Source organism: Geomonas sp. Red32, from assembly GCF_023652955.1.
Lineage (GTDB): Bacteria > Desulfobacterota > Desulfuromonadia > Geobacterales > Geobacteraceae > Geomonas.
In genome coordinates this window covers 482,780-500,859 of sequence record NZ_JAKLOY010000003.1, presented here as the reverse complement: position 1 = coordinate 500,859, position 18,080 = coordinate 482,780, and the positions used below count along the sequence as shown (strand labels likewise).

Annotated in this window: 15 protein-coding genes and 1 tRNA gene; 7 read left to right on the top strand and 9 right to left on the bottom strand. The window is 63.6% G+C overall.

Annotation, left to right across the window (positions count from 1 at the left end; all coding sequences use genetic code 11):
• Positions 1–28: 28 nt before the first annotated feature.
• From L4X63_RS11500 to hpt, 3 genes are all read right to left on the bottom strand, one after another.
• Positions 29–472: a hypothetical protein gene (locus tag L4X63_RS11500; protein WP_250678769.1), complete on the bottom strand. Its 444-nt coding sequence runs from the start codon at positions 470–472 to the stop codon at positions 29–31.
• 121 nt (positions 473–593) lie between these two features.
• Positions 594–2,639 (bottom strand): DUF3426 domain-containing protein, encoded by a 2,046-nt coding sequence (locus L4X63_RS11495; RefSeq protein ID WP_250678768.1) that lies wholly within the window; start codon positions 2,637–2,639, stop codon positions 594–596.
• A complete protein-coding gene (gene hpt, locus L4X63_RS11490) occupies positions 2,639–3,196 on the bottom strand; it encodes a hypoxanthine phosphoribosyltransferase (RefSeq protein ID WP_250678767.1) in 558 nt (185 codons plus the stop codon). The genes L4X63_RS11495 and hpt overlap by 1 nt, the downstream gene beginning before the upstream one ends.
• Before the next feature lie 120 nt (positions 3,197–3,316).
• Here hpt and L4X63_RS11485 point away from each other — a divergent pair, with 120 nt between their 5' ends.
• Together L4X63_RS11485 and L4X63_RS11480 are read left to right on the top strand one after the other, a co-directional pair.
• On the top strand, positions 3,317–4,009 hold the full coding sequence (locus tag L4X63_RS11485) for a DUF1573 domain-containing protein (protein ID WP_250678766.1): 693 nt from the start codon (positions 3,317–3,319) through the stop codon (positions 4,007–4,009).
• Positions 4,010–4,090: 81 nt separating this feature from the next.
• Positions 4,091–4,167, top strand: a tRNA-Arg gene (locus tag L4X63_RS11480).
• A 151-nt stretch (positions 4,168–4,318) separates the two neighbouring features.
• Here the strand turns inward: L4X63_RS11480 and L4X63_RS11475 are convergent.
• The 6 genes from L4X63_RS11475 to L4X63_RS11450 all read right to left on the bottom strand — a co-directional run bounded on the left by L4X63_RS11475 (position 4,319) and on the right by L4X63_RS11450 (position 12,232).
• A complete protein-coding gene (locus L4X63_RS11475) occupies positions 4,319–4,963 on the bottom strand; it encodes a fibronectin type III domain-containing protein (RefSeq protein WP_250678765.1) in 645 nt (214 codons plus the stop codon).
• A 429-nt stretch (positions 4,964–5,392) separates the two neighbouring features.
• Positions 5,393–5,980, bottom strand: a complete 588-nt coding sequence (locus L4X63_RS11470) for a hypothetical protein (RefSeq protein ID WP_250678764.1) — start codon at positions 5,978–5,980, stop codon at positions 5,393–5,395.
• Between the two features lie 42 nt (positions 5,981–6,022).
• A complete protein-coding gene (locus tag L4X63_RS11465; RefSeq protein ID WP_250678763.1) occupies positions 6,023–9,127 on the bottom strand; it encodes an efflux RND transporter permease subunit in 3,105 nt (1,034 codons plus the stop codon).
• A gap of 14 nt (positions 9,128–9,141) precedes the next feature.
• Complete coding sequence (locus L4X63_RS11460; RefSeq protein ID WP_250678762.1) at positions 9,142–10,365, bottom strand: efflux RND transporter periplasmic adaptor subunit; 1,224 nt, start codon at positions 10,363–10,365, stop codon at positions 9,142–9,144.
• Complete coding sequence (locus tag L4X63_RS11455) at positions 10,362–11,660, bottom strand: TolC family protein (protein WP_250678761.1); 1,299 nt, start codon at positions 11,658–11,660, stop codon at positions 10,362–10,364. The genes L4X63_RS11460 and L4X63_RS11455 overlap by 4 nt, the downstream gene beginning before the upstream one ends.
• 203 nt (positions 11,661–11,863) lie before the next feature.
• A complete protein-coding gene (locus L4X63_RS11450; RefSeq protein ID WP_250678760.1) occupies positions 11,864–12,232 on the bottom strand; it encodes a hypothetical protein in 369 nt (122 codons plus the stop codon).
• 385 nt (positions 12,233–12,617) lie between these two features.
• On the opposite strand from L4X63_RS11450, the gene L4X63_RS11445 reads away from it, so the two are divergent.
• The 5 genes from L4X63_RS11445 to L4X63_RS11425 all read left to right on the top strand — a co-directional run bounded on the left by L4X63_RS11445 (position 12,618) and on the right by L4X63_RS11425 (position 18,012).
• Positions 12,618–13,844, top strand: a complete 1,227-nt coding sequence (locus L4X63_RS11445; protein WP_250678759.1) for a two-component system sensor histidine kinase NtrB — start codon at positions 12,618–12,620, stop codon at positions 13,842–13,844.
• A gap of 2 nt (positions 13,845–13,846) precedes the next feature.
• On the top strand, positions 13,847–15,205 hold the full coding sequence (locus L4X63_RS11440; RefSeq protein WP_250678758.1) for a sigma-54-dependent transcriptional regulator: 1,359 nt from the start codon (positions 13,847–13,849) through the stop codon (positions 15,203–15,205).
• Between the two features lie 171 nt (positions 15,206–15,376).
• Positions 15,377–15,949, top strand: a complete 573-nt coding sequence (locus tag L4X63_RS11435; protein ID WP_250678757.1) for a MamS/MamX family magnetosome protein — start codon at positions 15,377–15,379, stop codon at positions 15,947–15,949.
• A 27-nt stretch (positions 15,950–15,976) separates the two neighbouring features.
• Positions 15,977–16,828 (top strand): hypothetical protein, encoded by an 852-nt coding sequence (locus L4X63_RS11430; RefSeq protein ID WP_250678756.1) that lies wholly within the window; start codon positions 15,977–15,979, stop codon positions 16,826–16,828.
• 38 nt (positions 16,829–16,866) lie between these two features.
• Positions 16,867–18,012, top strand: coding sequence for a hypothetical protein (locus tag L4X63_RS11425; protein ID WP_250678755.1), 1,146 nt, complete (start codon positions 16,867–16,869; stop codon positions 18,010–18,012).
• Positions 18,013–18,080 lie beyond the last annotated feature (68 nt).

Here is an 18,080-nt window from a genome sequence, read left to right as displayed (position 1 = left end):
TGAGTTCAGGTGGCTCTTACGCTGACGTTTAGTAGACGTACCGCCCACCGCAAATGTCTTCTTGCAAGCCTTGCAACGGTATCTGGGAGTGCCTGCCTTGGTCTTTGTATGTGACCAGTATGCTCTTGGCGCTGAAGTGCGGCACACCGTTATTCGGGTAGCCCTCCGTCTGGCAAGACTGCTGCGGTGGCGGTACGAGAGGCATCATCAGCCTGTCGAGTTCTTCGGCGATGCCCACATTCGATTTGATGGGGATCTCTTCTCCACAACTCAAACACTTAAGAGCCGGGGGAGATCCGGTGACTTTGTACCGATCATTCCCAGCTCTGACGTATTTGCCGCGGGATTGAGGGGTGTTGCTTGCTGGCGTGCCGAAATTACAGCAAGATGGGTTTTTGCAGAAGTTAACCTGGAGACCACCATTTACAGGTGGAATACGTTGACCTTTGGTGGTTTGCAGAGGTTCAGGCATAAAAAAACTCCCCCCGGCCGCGGTGGCTGGGGGGAGTATACCCTACGTCACATCTTTTTCACCACTTATAAGTAAGGGCGTTGGCTGAAAAGCCCGGCCTTTTTAGTTGGGGAAGAGTCGGCTACTGCCCTGCCGCCACCGTCGACCCGATGGACTCCACCGCGAAATCGACGGCATCCTTGGGAACGTTGGGGATGGCGACCACGAAGGAAATCGACTTGCCCGGCTTGACCCCCATGTTGGAGAGGGAGTCCCCGAACTGGTTGTTCATGGCGGCGTCCAGCTTGGTCATGGGGAGCGTTTCGAGCTGATCCTTCGAGAGCTTGTTGCCGCAGAAGGCGGTCTTCTGCGCGACGACGGCCCCCTTGGAGTCGAAGACCGACACCTTAACGCGGATGGAGGCCCGCGGCTTCTTGAAGTTGTTGACCGCATCGCCGTTCACGACGAAGAGCTCACCAGCCTCCTTATTGGCGACGAAGGAGGCGAGCGGCTTGTTGATGACGATGCGCCCTTCCTCGGGGGCCTCGACGCCGAACCACTTCCCGACGAAGCCCAGACCGACCTTATCGAGTTTCTGCAGCGCGGAGGGGCCGCTTTGCAGCAGATAGAGTCCGGCCCCGGTGAGGGCGAGGATGACCAGCACGGCGAGGGTCACCACGCTGGCGGTGAACCACGAGCGCCCCTTGCGGCGCGAAGTGATGGAAAGGGGCGGCAGCTCCTCCTCACCCTCTTCAAGGCCAGGAGCGGCAACGCCAGCCGACGGTTTGGCGCCGAAGGAGAAGTCCAGGGAGCTTTTGCCGAACGGTTGCTTCGCCTCCTGGGGGGCCGGTTCCTCCGCGCCTAGGGCGGCGAGGGAAGTCTCCGGTGCGGCAGCGGGAGCGGGACCTTTGTCTTCGGCAGGAAGCGACAGCGATCCGATGCCGAAGAATTCTTCTTTGGCCGGAACGGGCTCCTCGGGCGCCTTGGGAGCCTCGGGTTCCGGGGCCGAGAAGGAGAGCGAACCGAAATCGCCGGCCGGTTCCGGGGTGGGAGACTCGCCCAGTTGGGGAGGCTCTTCGCCGAAGCTGAACTCTCCGAATTCCAGCGGGGCCTCCGGGGAAGCGAGCGCGGACGCAGGCTGGGAGGAGGCGGGCTGTTCCGGCTCCTCGCCGAACGAGAATTCGCCGAAAGGCTGTTCGGCAGCCGCCTCCTTGGGCGCCGCCAGAGTCTCCTCGGAGAACTCGAACTCGCCGAATCCGGCACCGACGGCGGCCGGGGTGACCGGGGCGACCGAGCCCTCGGGATTGATGGTGAAGTCCTCGAACTCGAACCCCTCGCCCGGGGGAGCCGGGGCGGCGGGAGCGCCCTGCTGGGGGGCCGATTCGGCGGCGGCAGGCTCCTCAGGGAAGGCGAATTCGCCGAACTCAAGGGAAGGAGCAGCCGCGGGCGCCTCCTCCAGGGGAGGGGGCTCCTCGGAGGGAGCGAAATCGAAGTCCTCGAACCCGGAAGGAGCGGCGGGAGCCTGGGAGGGCTCGGCGGCTGCCTGGGGGGCGGCGTCGAAATCGAACTCCCCGAATTCGGCCGGAGCGGCCGAAGCCTGGGAAGGCACGGGGGCCGGCTCGGAGGAAGCGGCAAAGTCGAAGTCCTCGAATTCGTCCGGAGCGGCGGAAGCCTTGGGAGGTTCCGGAGCCGCCTCGGAGGAAGCGGCAAAGTCGAAATCCTCGAACTCAGCGGGTGCGGCGGAAGCCTTGGGAGGCTCGGGAGCCGCCTCGGAAGGAGCGGCGAAATCGAAATCGCCGAACTCGTCTTGGGGAGCGGGCGCTTCGGGGGCCTTGGGAGCCTCAGCCGCCGGTCCGGCGGTGAAATCGAAGGAAGCCAGGTCGCCGAAATCGTCGGCCGGTGCCGAGGGAGCCGGTTGCGGCAGTTCGGCAGCCGGTGGAACCTGGGTAGCCGCCTGCGGCTCGAATCCGAAGTCTTCCTCCTCAGGGGCGGACGGTTTGGGCGGGGTGGGAGCCCCGAGCCCGGAGAGCAGGGCGTCGAAATCCGACTCCTCCTGGCGCGGTTCCGTCTCGGCGCCAGCCACGAAGACGTGGCGGCACTTGGAGCAGCGCACCTTGACGCCACCGGGTTTTAGCTTGGAATCGTCAAGCCGGAACTTGGTATGACACTGATCGCATTCGAGTATCATCAAATCTCTCCGTCGTGATCTTGGATCATCTGGTAAATTGCCGGCAGCTCCCTCATCCGTTCGTCGAGATCGAGACCGTAACCGACCAGGAAACCGCCCTGGCAATGGAAACCGACGAAGTCGGCAGTCACCTCGGCTTGCCGCCTCTCCGTTTTATCGATCAGGGTGCAGACCCTGAGAGTGCCCGCCCCCCGCTGTTTCAGGAGATCCAGGAGATAGACAAGCGTAAGACCGGTGTCGACGATATCCTCGACCACCAGCACGTCCTTGCCGGCCACCTCGAACTCCAGGTCCTTGGTCAGCCGGACCGTGCCGCACGACTCGGTGCCCGCGTAGCTGGAAAGCTTGACGAGATCCATGCGGACCGGTACCGTGACAAGGCGCAGCAGATCGGCGGCGAAGAAGAGGGCGCCCTTCAACACGACGATCACCAGGAGCTCGCGGCCTTCGTACGAGGCGTTGATCTCCTTGGCAAGGCGTGCGATTTCAGTTTGTATCCGCTCGGGGGAATAAAGAAGTTGCAGGGGATATCCCTGGTTCCGGTGTGGTTGATCCATTAATATTCTCCAGCGTTTTCTATAGCAGAACCACTATGGAGTGTCAATTCATTCTGGTTGCGCCTTACCTTTTGTGGTATAAATATCAGGTCCATAGCGAACTTTGAGAGGAAATCGATCATGAAAACCACTTTAACCGCCATCTCACTGTTGGCCCTGCTCCTCACCGCCGTGACCGCGCTGGCCGCACCCGAGCTCACCGTCGAACAGGGGAAGTACAATTTCGGCACCATCACCCAGGGGAAGAAGGTGCAGCACAACTTCACCGTGAAGAACACGGGCGACGCGCCGTTGCAGATCCGGCAGCTGATCGCCTCCTGCGGCTGCACCGCGGCGAAACCTTCCACCTCGACCATCGCCCCCGGTAAGACCGGCCAGATCCAGGTGACCTTCGACTCCGCCAACTTCTCCGGCCGGGTCGAAAAGAGCGTCACCATGACCACCAACGCTGGCAGGACACCGAGCTACATCTTCTATCTCGACGGTACCATCGAGGAGCAGTTGCAGGTAGTCCCCCGCCAGTTGGCCTTTGCCCCGGCCACCGCGGGAGTCACCAAGATGGGAACCATCACCGTGAGCAACAAAAGCGGCGCCACCGTGCGGCTCCTTTCGGTGAAGGTTAACTCGACCTCGATGCAGATCAAGCCGGAGATCAAGAAGAGCGAGCTGAAGCCGGGAGAGACCGGCACCATCGAGGTGGCGGTCACCCCCAAGGCCGAGGCCAAGGTCTGGAGCGGGTATCTCCACATCATGACCACCTTCCCGCAGCGCAAAGAGATCACCGTCCCGGTCTACGCCTCGCCTCCCCGCTAGGTGTCCCGCGCGAAAGTTGATTTTTTTGTAATTAACGCTTGAGTTGGTTCCCGAATTGGTGTAGATAATTAAATCTTTCCCGGGCGGGTAGCTCAGTTGGATAGAGTACTGGCCTCCGAAGCCAGGGGTCATGGGTTCGAATCCCATCTCGCCCACCATTTACAAACGATTGCCATGCAGAATAGAAAGGGTGGAGTGCCAATGGCACCCCACCCTTTTCGTTTTTCATCTCCAGCTTTCGTGATACTGCCGCCGTGCCCTTACCTCTTCACACAGTTCACCCGGCGTAACATGTCGTCTGCATTAAGGTTAAAGGGCCATGAGGCCAACCGGGACGGACCAGGCGCTGAAGCCGGTGGCGGAGAGGCTCCGGGCGCGGACATAGTAGCGGACGCCGGGAGTCACGCCGGGAATCTGGAAGGTGGTCACCACGGAGCGGTTGGGCTCGGGCCAGTCCGCCTCTACGTCGGGATTGCCGTGGGTTATCTGCCACTCGAAGCTCTTCGCTCCGGGGGGGAGAAGGACCTTGCAGTCGAAACACCCTGTCCCCTTGGCATGGGAGAGCGCGGCGACCGGTACCTCGATCGCCTTTTTCGGCGCCGGCTTCTTCGATTCCGGCCTTATCCGGTACCCCGTTCCCTGCAGCTTGGTCACATCTCCCTCGCAGGCCATGCTGATGTACTGCCCGATGCCCTGCAGCCCGTCCTTAAGTACCTGGCTGCAGTTGTCCCGCTCGGCTACCTTGGAGAAATTGCGGTTCTTCACCTCGCGGTCTAGCCCCTCCAGCGCATCGGCTTTCTGCCCCACCTCCTCGAGCGACATCACATACCCTGGCCATGGCGGAGGAAAATGATCATGACTGGTCAAGCTGTTCTTCACCATCCTCGCCTCGGCGACCACGGCCGCCGCCGAATACCGTGTGTAGTTGATCAACAGAAGCGGCTTCGCTACCATAGGTCCTCCCGTTGTTGAATTTTTTAGAGAATTTTAATCAACCTCTTTCGCTTGTCAACCCCCAAGTCCCCAAAAATCACGATAACGTCTAGACTCCTCCCTGCCGTTTTCGGAGAGGTTTCCGGTAGGCGGTCGCTAGAGAAATGTACCCTGCAAGGTAAACGCCGCCGGCTGACATGCGACCGCAGTCGGCTGGCGTCTGACTTCAGTCGGCTGGCGTCTGACTTCAGTCGGCTGGCGTCTGACAAGGTGCAGACTACTCGGTAATCATTACGGTTTTCGACAGCAGGTCGCATGCACTCTTGTCACGCGCCAGCTGACTGTTGTCAAACGCCAGCTGATCGCTGTCAAACGAGGCGCGAAAGGGGGCAATTCGGGTAGGGAGTGGTGAGGGTGGCGAACCACCCTCACCTAGTGGGTCTTTCTACGCTAGATGGGGGCGCCGTTGAGGCTGATCCAGAATCCCCGCATACCTTCTTTGAAGCTGGCGCTGCCATGGGGAGCGGAGCGCGCCGCCCCCGCTGCTTCCCGGTACACCGGCTCCAGGGTCAGCCGGTTGCTGGTCCCTCCGGCCAGGGTGATCTCCCGGTCCACCGAGAGGTCGTCGGCCGGCAGGGCAACGACTACCTGGTGATCGCCCGCCTTGACGCGGACCGTCTTGGTAAAGTAGTACCGGATCCCTTCGCCCCCCTCCGGGTCGCGCAAGGCGTTCGGTTCCACCTTCTCTTCCCACAGGCTCCCCGATAGCCTCAGTGGCTCGCCGTCCAGGTCCACCTGCAGCTGGTACTCTCCGGTGCCGTGGCGGTCCTCGCCGGAATAGAGTCCGGGGCGGTGGGTCTTCATGGAAAGGGTGATCTCCAGGTCGGCGTATCCCCGGGGCACCTTCTCTCCCGGGGTCACCTCCCGGAAGACTTCACCGCCGGTTCCGGCTCCCGTTCTGTTCACCGCCCCCCTCCCGGCACAGCCGCCAGTCACTACTGCCATTGCCACCATCAGCACTATCAGGATACTTTTCATACGCACCTCCTTTACAATTTTCAAAGCGGCACCGGTCCGGAACTACATCTCTTCATCGGCCTTGCGCTTCTCGAACCAGCCGTACACCGCCGGGATGATCAGCAGGGTCAAGAGCGTGGAGGTGATCAATCCTCCAACGACGACGGTGGCCAAGGGCTTCTGAATCTCGGAACCGGTACCTTGGGCCAAAAGCATCGGCATCAGGCTGAAGATGGCGATGGAGGCGGTCATCAGCACCGGCCGCAGACGATCGAGGGCCCCTTTCCTGATAGCCTCGCCAAGCTCCATCCCCTCCTCCCTGAGCTGGGATATGCGCGACACCATTACCAGCCCGTTGAGCACCGCCACCCCGAAGAGGACGATGAAGCCGACCGAGGCAGGGACCGAGAGGTACTGCCCGGAGAGAAACAGCGAGAATATGCCGCCGATCAGGGCAAAGGGGAGGTTCGAAATGACCAGCAGCGCCAGCCGGATGGAACGGAAGGTGACGTAGAGCAGCAGGAGGATGAGAGCGATGGCCACCGGGCCGATGATCATGAGTCTATGCATGGCCCGCTGCTGATTCTCGAACTGGCCGCCCCAGGTCAGGTAGTACCCGGCTGGCAGTTTGACCCGATCCCGGATCTTCCCTTTCGCCTCGGCTACGAAACTTCCCATGTCCCGGCCGGTGACGTTCATCTCGATGCCGATCCTCCGCACGCCATCCTGACGGCTGATCTGAACCGGCCCCTCGACCATCTTCACCTCGGCCAGTTGTTCGAGCGGGATGTTCATCCCCGATTTGGTGGCGATCAGCAGGTTCTTGATGGTCTCCAGCGAATTACGCTTCTCCTCCGGGAGGCGGACGGTGATGTCGAAACCACGGTTCAGTTCGTAGAAGGTGGAGGCCGCCTTGCCGGCCACCGCTATTTCGATCACGTTTTGCACGTCGCTGATATTGAGGCCGTAACGGGCGATTTTCGAGCGGTCGATGGTGACCGTCAGGTCCGGCTGGCCGGAGACCTTTTCCGTATTCAAATCGGTCCCGCCGCGGACGGTGGAAAGTACCTTGGCGATTTCCGCCGACTTGTCGCGCAGTACGTCCAGGTCTTCGCCGAAGAGCTTGACGATGAGCTGGGCGCGGGTGCCGGCAACCAGCTCGTCGATCCGGCACTGGATCGGCTGGCTGAAGCCGAAGCTGATTCCCGGGACGGTTTCCAGCGCCTCGCGCATCTCGTTGGTGAGGGCTTCCTTGGAGATATCCCGTTTCCACTCGCTCTTCGGCTTGAACACCCCCACATAGCCGGTCTTGTCCACGCCGCGGGTATCGAGGGCAACGCCGGTCTGGCCGATGCGGCCGATCACCACATCGAGCTCGTCGAACTTCTTCAGCCTGGCGGCAGCCTGCTGGTTCACTTCCAGTGCCTTGGCCAGGGAGACCCCGGGGAGCATGGCGACATCCATGTCGAAGGAACCCTCGTCCATGATCGGGATGAACTCCGACCCGAGCCTGGTCACCAGGAACAGCGAAAACAGCAGCAGCCCGCCGGAAATACCCAGAACCACCTTTTTCCTGTTCAGGGCATACTCCAGCATCGGCAGATACTGCTTCTTGGCCCAGGCCATGATCCTGCTCTCTTTTTCCGCCTCCGGTTTGAGGAACAGGCTGCAGAGCACCGGGATGATGAAGATCGACAGCAGCAGGGAGGAAAGGAGTGCGATGGCCACGGTAACGGCCAGCGGACCGAACATCTTTCCTTCGATCCCCTCCAGGGTCAGGATGGGGATGAAGGTCAAGGCGATGATCAGCTCGCCGAAGATGCTCGGTTTGCGCACTTCCATGACGGCCTTGAGAACGGTGGCCAGTTTGGGGCGCAGATGCCCTTCCTCGCTCAGGTGGCGCTGTACGTTTTCCACCTGAATGATGGTGGTGTCGATGATCATGCCGATGGAGATCGCGAGCCCCCCCAGCGACATCAGGTTGGCGGTGATGCCGGTCAGTTTCATGACGATGAAGGTCGCCAAAAGCGACAGCGGCAGCGCCAGCAGCACGACGATACTGCCCCGGATGCTGTTCAACAAGAGGTAGAGGACGATCAGTACCAGGATGGAACCCTCGATCAGCGCCTTGTTGACCGTGCCGACGCTCGCCTTGACGATGTCGCTGCGGTCGTAGTAGGGGACCATCTTTATCCCGTCCGGCAGCATGTTGCTTTCGTTGATCTCCCTGACCTTGGCCGCCACCCGGGCCACCACGTCGCGGCTGTTCTCGCCCCGCAGCATCATGACGATGCCGCCGACCGCCTCGTCCGAACCGTTCTTGACCGCGGCCCCCATGCGGACCGCCTCGCCCACCCGGACCTGGGCCACGTCGCGCAGATAGGTCGGGGTGCCTCCCGTGGATCTCAGGACGATCGTCTCGATATCGCCGATGCTCTGGATCAGGCCGACGCCGCGCACGATGTACTGGTCCGGGCCCCGTTCCAGGACGTTGCCGCCGACGTTGCTGTTATTGCTGCCGATCGCGTTGTAGACGTCGTCCACGGTGACGCCGTATTTCACCAGTTTCTCCGGCGCCACCAGCACCTGGTACTGCTTGAAGTAGCCGCCGAACGAGTTGATTTCGTTGACCCCGGCAACACTCTTCAGCTGGGGGGTGACGACCCATTCCTGCAGGGTGCGCAGGTTGGTGAGGTAGGCCCGTTTCTGTTCGGGATCCTGGGGTGCTTTCCCCTCCAAGGTGTACTGGTAGATCTCCCCCATGGCGGTGCCGATGGGTCCCATGGCGACCTGAACGCCTTTGGGCACCTTTTCCCGGGCCTCAGCCAGCCGTTCGAACACGAGCTGCCGGGCGAAGTAGATATCGACGTTATCCTTGAAAACGATGGTGACGATGGAGAGGCCGAACTTGGTCACCGAGCGGAGCTGCTCGATATCCGGCAGGCCGCGCATGGACATCTCGATCGGATAGGTCACGTTGCGTTCGATTTCGGCCGCCGACAGGCCGTCGGCATGGCTGACCACCTCCACCTGGATGTTCGTCACATCGGGGAAGGCGTCGATGGGCAATTTCAGGTAGGAATAGAAGCCGAAGACGACGATCGCCACCGCAAGGAAGATGACCATCCCCTTCTGCTTCAGGGTATATGCAATGACTTTTTCTAGCATGCCAGGTTATCTCCTCAGTTACCCTCGAGTTCGCCCTTCTTCAGTTCCGACTTCAGAATGAACGCGCCCTTGACGGCCAGGCGTTCGCCCTCTTTGAGACCGGAAACCACTTCCACCATGCCGCCCGAAGCCTGCCCCAGCTGTACGGCCCTCGGCTCGAACTCGTTCTCCTTCCTGGCGGCGAACACGAGCTTCTTGCCGTCCAGCTCCTGCACGGCCTCCTCCGGCACGGCCAGCACCGGCTGCGCGCCTGCGGCAACCGCAAGCTCGACGGTGGCGAACATCTCCGGTTTCAGCTGGCGCCCCGGATTGGCCACCTCGACCCGTGCCTTGACCGTGCGGGTGGCCTCGTCGACCGCGTCGGCAAGGTAGGTTACCCGGCCGCGGAACTTCCGGCCGGGAAAGGCGCCGACCATGACGGTTACGGCCTGTCCCCTGCGTACCTTGGCCAGATCCTTTTCGTGGATGTCCACCAGCACCCAGACCGAGGAGAGGTCGGCAATGGTGTAGAGACTCTTGGCGGGGTCGGAAAGCTCCCCCACGATGGCGTGCTTTTCGGTCACCACCCCGCCGATGGGGGAGCGGACCGGAAGGAGAATGCGCCCCTTTGCCGCCCGGTCGAGGTCGTCCGGGGAGACGCCGAAGAGGAGCAGCCGCTCCCGGTCGGTGTGGAGCTCGGTCTCCGCCATCCGGTAATCGGTCTCCGCCTGGAGGATCTCCTTTCTGGCGGCGATCTTCTTCTCCACCAGGGTCTTGACCCGCTGCATGTTGTTGCGGGCGAGCTCGAGCCTGGTCTGGGACTGCCGGTAACGGGAAAGGGCCTCCCCAAGCTCGACGCTGTCGAGCCTGGCCAGCACCTGCCCGCTCCTCACGCCGTCTCCCAGCGAGGCATGGACCGAGACGATCTTCCCGGCGATGCGGGGGGAGACGTGGGCGACCCGGTCGGCGTTGACCTCGACCTTGCCGGTGGCGGAGATGACTGCCGCCAGCCGCTCCTTCCCGGCGGCGGCGACCACCACCCCGTTTTGCAGCTGGACCCCGGGTTCCATCCTCACGGTGGCGGGGCCCGGAGCCTCCTTCTTCTCGCCCTTTTCTTCCTTGCCACCCTCCCCGTGCCCGGGCTCCTCCGTTTCGGCGTGGGCCCCGCCGCCGGCCGCGGGGTGAGTGAAGCGGTATCCGAATGCCGCTACCAGCACGAGGGCCAGCACTGCGGCGCATATCATATTTTTATGTTTCACTTCCCACCTCCCGTGGTTCCCTTCTCCAGTTCCTCACCCACCGCCGCCTCGAGCTTCGCAAAGGCGACGCGTTGCCCATAGAGGGCGGTGAGGTAGCCGTCATTGACCTCGAAAAATTTCCTCTGCTCCTCGATCACCGCCAGTATCCCGGTCTCGCCCAGACGGTACGCCTCCTGGACGAGCTTCAGGTTCTCCTCGAGCTGGGGGAGGATCTCCTTGCGGTAGATGGCGACCGACTTCTCCGCCGCGGCCAGCCGGGCGAGCGAGGCATCCACCTCGCGCTCGATGCCGGCTTGCAGGTAGCGGGAGCGGGCCTCAGCGCTCCCCTTGTGCGCCTGCGCCTCGCGCAGCGCCGCCTGGTTCTTGTCGAAGAAAGGAAGCGGTACCGAGAGGGTGAGGGCCACCAGGTTGTCGTGCTGCTTTCCGGTGACGCCGCCGATCTCGAAGGAACTGTTCTGGCGCTGGTAGCCGATGCCGGCGGTGAGGTCGGGAATCCGCTCGGCGCGGGCAAGCTCTATCCCGGCCTCCCCCTTCCCCTGCTCGGCAGCGGCCGCCTTCAGGTCGGGGCGGGAAGCCAGGGCGCGCCCCTTCAGGGCCGCGGGCTCCAGGGGGGGAGGATTCTCCTCCAGGTCATCAAGCAGCTCGATGCCGTCCGAAGGGGAGCGCCCCATCAGGTAGAGGAGCCGGGACCTGGCGGGGACCAGCTCCCGCTCGGTCTCGTTTTTCCGCTCTTCGTTGCGGGCCACCTCGACCCGGGCCAGGTTGACCTCCAGTTCGGGGATGTCTCCCGCGGCGAAGCGCTCCCGGGCAACATCGAGGAGCTGGTTGGCGAGGACGAGCGAGCGGCCGGCGAGCTCCGTCCTCCTTTTGGCCAGGATGATGTCGTAGAAGGTGACCTTGACCTCCTCCCCCAGCAGGCGGCCGGAATTGTCCAGCTGCCGGTCGAAGGAAACGAGCTCCTTCCTGGCCACGGCCCGCCGCTTCTCCCGCTTCCCCATGGTGACGAACTGCTGGGAAAGTGCCACCGAGAAGGTGCTCTCGTCCGGGCTCCCGGTAAGCCAGCCGCTATCGAGCCCGGCTTCCAGTACCGGGTTGGGGTAGAGCGAGGCCTTGGTCTCTCCCGCCTCGCGGACCCCGCGCTCCTCGCGCAGGGCCTTCAGTTCGCCGTTATCGCTAAGCGCCATGGCTGCCGCCCGCCGGACGTCGATGGTTTCCGCCCGCCCCGCGTTCGCGCAGGCCAGGGTGCCGATGAAAAGAAAGCCTGCGGCTCCCTTCAATGAGAAAATACGCGACAAAGAAATCCTCCTCTGCGTACAGGTTGCCGTGCTTTCCCCATAGCGCGCTCCTCCCCTTCGGAGTGACGAAGACGGATAGAGGGCGCCAGGGACGGATCGGACCGCCAAGCCCTAGAGCGGCGGCGGCCGGGAAAACCGCGGCTAAATCAACGGGAGAAGCCCGGGTGCGGAATGCGAGGGGGCTTCAGGTGATGAGGGGTACGCTAGGCGAGGATGTGGGGCGGAATGTACTTGGGAAGATAGACTTCGGGAATGGACTGGAAAGGTTCGTGGAAAACGAGCGAGGTGGCCACCGGGACCGGCACCAGGTGGAGGGAAGGGACGGTCAGGGGGGCGTGACAGGGGCAGTGGCAGCAGCTGTCGCAGTGATCGCCTTCGCCGTGGTGATCGTGGTCGATGGGAACATCGGGAAGGGAAGCGAGGGAGGCAACGATGACGGTACCGCCGGGGGAAGAGGCCCCGATCGAGAGCTCGGAGGCGCAGGCGCTGCGGCAAAAGGTGGAGAGGGAGACGGTGAGCGTCACCATGACCATGAGCAGCGAAACGTATTTTCTGAAAAAAGAGAGGGCCATAAGAGCATCACAATGAAAGCATCACATTAGAGAATGGTGCGATTGATGCGCGATCTTGCAATAAAAGTACGACAAGATCAAGGACAATCTTTCCGTCTCCGGAGACGGCGGTGGATACCGGGCTCGGCAGCAGGGCGGACGTGATAGGCGCAGCGGCCTCCGGCGGGGAGAGGAAAATTCCACAGATGCTGTGGGATATTCGCCAACAGGCGGAGCGCCTCCCTCTCCCCTCCCCGGCTCGAACGCCGCCGGGACAGCAAAGGGGAGCTTTACGCATCTTTTGGTACAGTTAGAGCAGGGACTGAGAGATAGCGGCTTCTCCAGCATCGTCTATGTCAGGTCCGGCTCCGGCAGCCGGCCGGGAGCGGCCCCACCCAAGGTATACATGATACGAAAAGCGATCCTCACCATCGGCGCGTGCTTCAGCCTCTTCCTGCTCTGGTTCGCGCTCTACGACTACAGCCAGGCGGGACCTGCCGCCGAGGAGCAGCTCCAGGGGCTCGCCCTCTCCATGGGCGCCGCCGTCGAGAACCTGGCGGCCACCGATCCCTCGCTGGCCAAGCTGGCCTCCTTCCATCCGGCGGACCTCGCCTACTTCGCCCTCATCGACGGCAAGGGGATCTACCGCTTTCACTCCAATGCCGACCTGATCGGGACGCCGGTCCTCGACGGGACGCTCCTTACCAGGCTGCAAGGTGGGACCCCGTTTCAGACGCGGGTGAGGCTTGGGACCGGCGAGCGGGCCTTCGAGTACGCCACGCCATTCCGGCTCCCGGGGGAGCCCCTCTTTCTCTGCCTCGCCCTCCACACCTACCGGGCCGACGCCGCCCTTCGCCGGGCCAACCTGAATGCCACCATCCTCATCTCGCTGGTCGCGGCGGGGTGGGTGCTCGTTTTGGCGCTCTACCGCTACGCGCGGCGCGAAGAGCTGCACCAGCAGGAGATGGCCCGCCGGGAGTCGCTGGCACGGCTGGGAGAGATGGGTGCCATGCTCGCCCACGAGATACGCAACCCGCTCTCGGGGATCAAGGGGTTCGCCCAGGTCATCGCCAAGAAACCGACCGACGAGCGCAACGAGAGGTTCGCGGGCAACATCGTCACCGAGGCGAAGCGGCTCGAGAGCCTGGTGGAAGAGCTCCTCGCGTACGCCTCCCCCGCCGCCTCCCCCCATGCGGCGGTCGATGTCTGCGAGCTCATTACCCACACGACCTCCCTGCTCGCCTCCGAAGCCGCCGAGCTTGCCGTGGAGGTGACCGTCGATTGCGGGGCGGGGGGGACGGTGACCGGGAACCGGGACCGGCTGGAGCAGCTGCTCTTGAATCTCGGCAAAAACGCCCTGCAGGCCATGCCGGACGGGGGCCGCCTGCGGATCTCCGCCGGGCGGGAAGGAAAGATGGTGGTGATCGCCACCACCGACACCGGATTGGGGATCGAGTCCGCCGATCTCCAGCGGGTCTTCGAGCCGTTCTTCACCACCAAGGCGAGAGGAACCGGCCTCGGGCTCGCCCTCTGCCGCAAGGTGGCCGAGGAGCACGGTGGGACCATCGAGCTGGTGAGCAGGCCAGGGGCGGGGACAGCAGCGAAATTGCGCCTGCCGCTGGCAAAGGAGTGAGCGTGAAGGAAACAAAGGGAACCATTCTGCTGATAGAGGACGACGCCACCTTCAGGAGTTTTCTCCAGGTGATCCTCGAAGACGACGGCTACCAGGTCGAGACCGCCGAGGACGGGGCCAAGGGGGCCAGGCTCCTGCGGCAGGGGGACTTCGACCTGGTCATTTCGGACCTGAAGCTCCCCGGCAAGAGCGGGCTGGAGCTCTTTAGGGAGAGCAGGCAGCAGCTCGGCCATCCCCCCTTCATCTTCCTGACCGCCTTCGGGAAGGTCGAGGAAGCGGTGAGCGCCATCAAGGAGGGAGCGGTCGACTTCCTGACCAAGCCGCTCGACGACCCGGATACCCTCCTCGCCCTGGTGAAGCGCACCATCGAGTCCCAGGCGAGGGCCCGCGACTACCTTTCTCTCAAGGAGTCGGAAGCGGCAGGGCTCCCCACGGAGGGGCTCCTCTTCGCAGGCGAGGCCATGAAACCGGTGCGCAGGCTGGTCCAGGACGTGGCGGGCACGCTGGCCAACGTGCTTGTGATCGGGGAGAGCGGGACCGGCAAGGAGGTGGTGGCCAGGACCGTGCACCTGGCAAGCCCCCACGGCAAAGGGCCTTTCGTGGCGCTCAACTGCGCCGCAATCCCGGAGAACCTCCTCGAAAGCGAGCTCTTCGGCCACGAGAAAGGAGCCTTCACCGGCGCCATTCAGGCGAGGCAGGGGAAATTCGAGCTGGCCAAGGGGGGGACCATCTTCCTGGACGAGATCGGGGAGATGCCGGTCTCCCTGCAGGCCAAGCTGCTTCGCGTCCTCCAGGAGCGGGTCTTCGAGCGGGTCGGCGGGACGAGGGAGATCAAGGCCGACGTGAGAGTGATCGCCGCGACCAACCGCAACCTCCGGCAGGAGGTGGACCAGCACCGCTTCCGCGAGGATCTCTACTACCGCCTCAACGTCTTCCCGATCCACCTTCCCCCTTTGCGGGAGAGGGTGGACGCGCTGCCGCTTTTGATCGAGCATTTCCTCCACCGCTTCGGGGGGCAGCTCGGCAAAAAGGTGGCGGGGGTGGATGCCGAGGCGCTGGCCGCCCTGAAGCGCTACCACTGGCCCGGCAACGTGAGGGAGCTGCAAAACGTGCTGGAGCGGGCGGTCATCCTCTCCCGGGACCGGGTGGGGCTTGCCGCCCTCCCCGAGGAGATCAAGCACCCGGACGGGGGGGAGAGCCCCGACAGCCGCGAACAGTTGAAGGCCGCCGAGCGCGAGATGATCGTGAAGGCGCTCGGGCGCCACGGAGGAAACCGCCGCCTCACCGCGGACGAGCTGGGGGTCTCCCGGCGCACCCTCCAGTACAAGCTCAAGGAGTACGGTTTGCTCGAGGATGATTAGAAGCCGGTTGGTGCAACGGCGAGGTGAAGGCGTGCAACTTCTTGCACGCTTTTTTCTTGCCGGCCGGCGGAGAGGGAGACGCTTTTTCCTGTCGAACCGGCAGGTTAGCAGGTTGGCACGCAGCGTGAAGAAGGATAGGCAGCACGTCACCACGAAGAAAGGTTGGCCCCGATGGTCAGGTACCAAAAAGAAAACCGGCGACACCGAACCCTCCCACGGTTTTCCGCGGCCCTGCTGGCATTTAGCCTCAACCTGCTGGCGGCCACCTCCTCCCAGGCCGGTTTCTTCGACTTCGGCGCCGGCACCAGGGGTGTGAGCGGGCTGGACTTTCAGCGGGGGTACGACGTCAACACGGTGGCGACCGTCTCCGGCAGGGTCACCGCCTCTCCGCGCCTGGAGGAGCCCGACCAGTACCTGGTCGATGTCCAGCAGGGAGGTGAGGTGGTGAGACTGTGCCTCGGCCCCGCCTCCTTCTGGGAGCGTAAGGGGATAGCGCTCAAGGCCAACGACCTGGTAACCGCCAAGGGAGCCCGCGCGCAGGGGCAGGATGGCAAGAGCTACCTGCTGACCCAGCGCCTGGTCAACCGGAGCAGCGGCAGCCAGGTCGAACTACGCAACGAAACCGGGGCCCCGAACTGGGCGCAGCACAGCGTCACCACCGGGGGAGAGCGCCCCGCCGGAGGTGCCCTCTTCCAGGGGGGCGGGATGCTGTTTCGCGGCGGCGGCTCCATGATGAGGCACTAACCGGGGTTCGCCCCTTAGAGAGTATGCATGACGTTACGTAAGATGTTCTATGTCGCCGGCCGGGTCCTTCCCGTGGCCCTCCTCCTCGCCCCCCTCTGCGCCCGCGCAGAAACGCCCGCGGTGACGGTGGGGATGGGGTTCGAACTCTCGTCGGGAAAGTACGGGACCGCCACCAGGACGGAATCGGTCTACGCGCCGCTCACCGTGGCGGTGGCTCCCACCGAACGGCTCGGGTTCTCCCTGGAGGTCCCCTATCTCTACCAGAGTAACTCCTCGGTGACCGCGAGCGTCATCACCGGCGGGGGAATGATGGGGGCTTCCAGCCATGCGGCGGCCATGTCCGGCTCCGGGATGGCGGGCTCGGGGGGAACCGCCCAGACGGCAGCCACCTCGCACGACGTCTACGGATTGGGGGACGTCATCCTGAAGGGGGGCTACGTGCTGGTCCCCGAGGGGGAGCTCATGCCGAGGATCCGCCCCTACCTCCAGGTGAAGTTCCCGACCGCCCAGCACGGGACCCTCGGGACCGGGAATTTCGACGAAGGGGGAGCGGTGGAACTCTCCAAGCGGATCGGGAGAACGTACTCCTTCGCCGAGGTGGGCTACCTCCACCAGGGACACTCGGACACGGTCCGCCTGAAGGACTACGTAAGCTACAGCGCGGGAACCGGCTACGCGGTCGGGGACCGCTTCCTCCCGATGATCGTCGTCAAGGGGGCCACCTCCCCGGCCGAAGGGGCGAGCGACCTGCTCGAGGCCCGGCTGAAACTGAAGTACCTGTTGACCCCGAAGACGGGGATGGAGCTCTACGGCGCCAAAGGATTCACCACCAACAGCCCGGACTACGGTGGAGGGCTGAGCATATATCACGATTTCTAACGCAAAAGGGATTTCTAACGCAAAAGGGGAAGCATCGCATGAAAAAGAAAATTATTTCCGCATCGCTGTTGGTCGTCGCCGGTCTCATGGCAGGCTGTGGCGGCAGCTCGAAGACCGCCACCTCCGGCACCGCCGTTTCCGGGCAGGTCGCCGACGGCTACCTCGCCAACGCCGTCGTCTTCATGGACAAGAACAACAACTACCAGCTCGATCCCGGCGAGCCGTCAGCCACTACCGATGCGACCGGGCACTACTCCCTGACCGTCGATCCGGCCGACGTCGGCAAGTACCCGATCGTGGCCATGGCCATCCAGGGGCAGACCGTCGACCTCGACACCAACCAGCCGGTCACCAGCACCTACGTCATGAGCCTCCCCGGCGCCGGGGTGAGCGGCAGCGTCAACGGTAACTTTGTGAGCCCGATGTCGTCGGTGATCCGCGAGATGATGGAGACCGGCAAGTACGCCACCATGCAGCAGGCGATGGATGCCCTGGCCGCCAAGATGCACCTGCCGGCGGGGACCAACATGCTGGCCAACTACATCGACGGGCAGAACACCACCATGCACACGGCAGCGCAGAACATGGCGGCGCTCATGGGCGGCCAGATGCCCCAGGTGATCGGGACTAGCGGCAGCACCACCACCGTCGATGTGAACCGCTACCGCGGCATGATGGGGGCGGTCTTCTCCAACATCTCCTCCATCAAGATGGCGGGCGCCCAGGGGACCATGTCCACCCTGATGGGCTCGATGACCTCCACCACCATGGCAATTCCGAGCGGCATGCCGTTTAGGAACATGTCCACCTCCTTCCGCGGACCAGGGATGATGGGAAGCGGGAGCTCGACCGGCACCGGCATGATGGGGAGCGGCAGCTCGACCGGCACCGGCGGGACGGGGATGAGCGGTTCGACCGGCAGCGGCAGCTCCACCGGCAGCTCCACCGGCAGCTCCACCGGCAGCTCCACCGGCGGGTCCATGATGGGAAGTGGCTCCTCGACTGGCAGCGGGAGCACCGGTAGCGGCAGCACCTCCGGGACCTCCGGTAGCGGCAGCACCTCCGGGACCTCCGGGAGTGGGGGCACTTCCGGAACCGGCATGGGAAGCGGCACCACCGGGACCGGCTCAGGCAGCGGTGGCACCATAGGGTCCGGAAGCAGTACCGGCAGTTCCATGATGTAGCGATCCTCACGAGGGGGAGGGCGAACCTTATCGCCCTCCCCTTCGTGCTCTTGAACGAGTGTCGTCCT

What these genes read in the sequence shown, in the direction of transcription:
- L4X63_RS11500 (WP_250678769.1), bottom strand. Translation starts at nt 472, where the DNA reads ATGCCTGAACCTCTGCAAACCACCAAAGGTCAACGTATTCCACCTGTA.
- L4X63_RS11495 (WP_250678768.1), bottom strand. Translation starts at nt 2,639, where the DNA reads ATGATACTCGAATGCGATCAGTGTCATACCAAGTTCCGGCTTGACGAT.
- hpt (WP_250678767.1), bottom strand. Translation starts at nt 3,196, where the DNA reads ATGGATCAACCACACCGGAACCAGGGATATCCCCTGCAACTTCTTTAT.
- L4X63_RS11485 (WP_250678766.1), top strand. Translation starts at nt 3,317, where the DNA reads ATGAAAACCACTTTAACCGCCATCTCACTGTTGGCCCTGCTCCTCACC.
- L4X63_RS11475 (WP_250678765.1), bottom strand. Translation starts at nt 4,963, where the DNA reads ATGGTAGCGAAGCCGCTTCTGTTGATCAACTACACACGGTATTCGGCG.
- L4X63_RS11470 (WP_250678764.1), bottom strand. Translation starts at nt 5,980, where the DNA reads ATGAAAAGTATCCTGATAGTGCTGATGGTGGCAATGGCAGTAGTGACT.
- L4X63_RS11465 (WP_250678763.1), bottom strand. Translation starts at nt 9,127, where the DNA reads ATGCTAGAAAAAGTCATTGCATATACCCTGAAGCAGAAGGGGATGGTC.
- L4X63_RS11450 (WP_250678760.1), bottom strand. Translation starts at nt 12,232, where the DNA reads ATGGCCCTCTCTTTTTTCAGAAAATACGTTTCGCTGCTCATGGTCATG.
- L4X63_RS11445 (WP_250678759.1), top strand. Translation starts at nt 12,618, where the DNA reads ATGATACGAAAAGCGATCCTCACCATCGGCGCGTGCTTCAGCCTCTTC.
- L4X63_RS11435 (WP_250678757.1), top strand. Translation starts at nt 15,377, where the DNA reads ATGGTCAGGTACCAAAAAGAAAACCGGCGACACCGAACCCTCCCACGG.
- L4X63_RS11430 (WP_250678756.1), top strand. Translation starts at nt 15,977, where the DNA reads ATGACGTTACGTAAGATGTTCTATGTCGCCGGCCGGGTCCTTCCCGTG.
- L4X63_RS11425 (WP_250678755.1), top strand. Translation starts at nt 16,867, where the DNA reads ATGAAAAAGAAAATTATTTCCGCATCGCTGTTGGTCGTCGCCGGTCTC.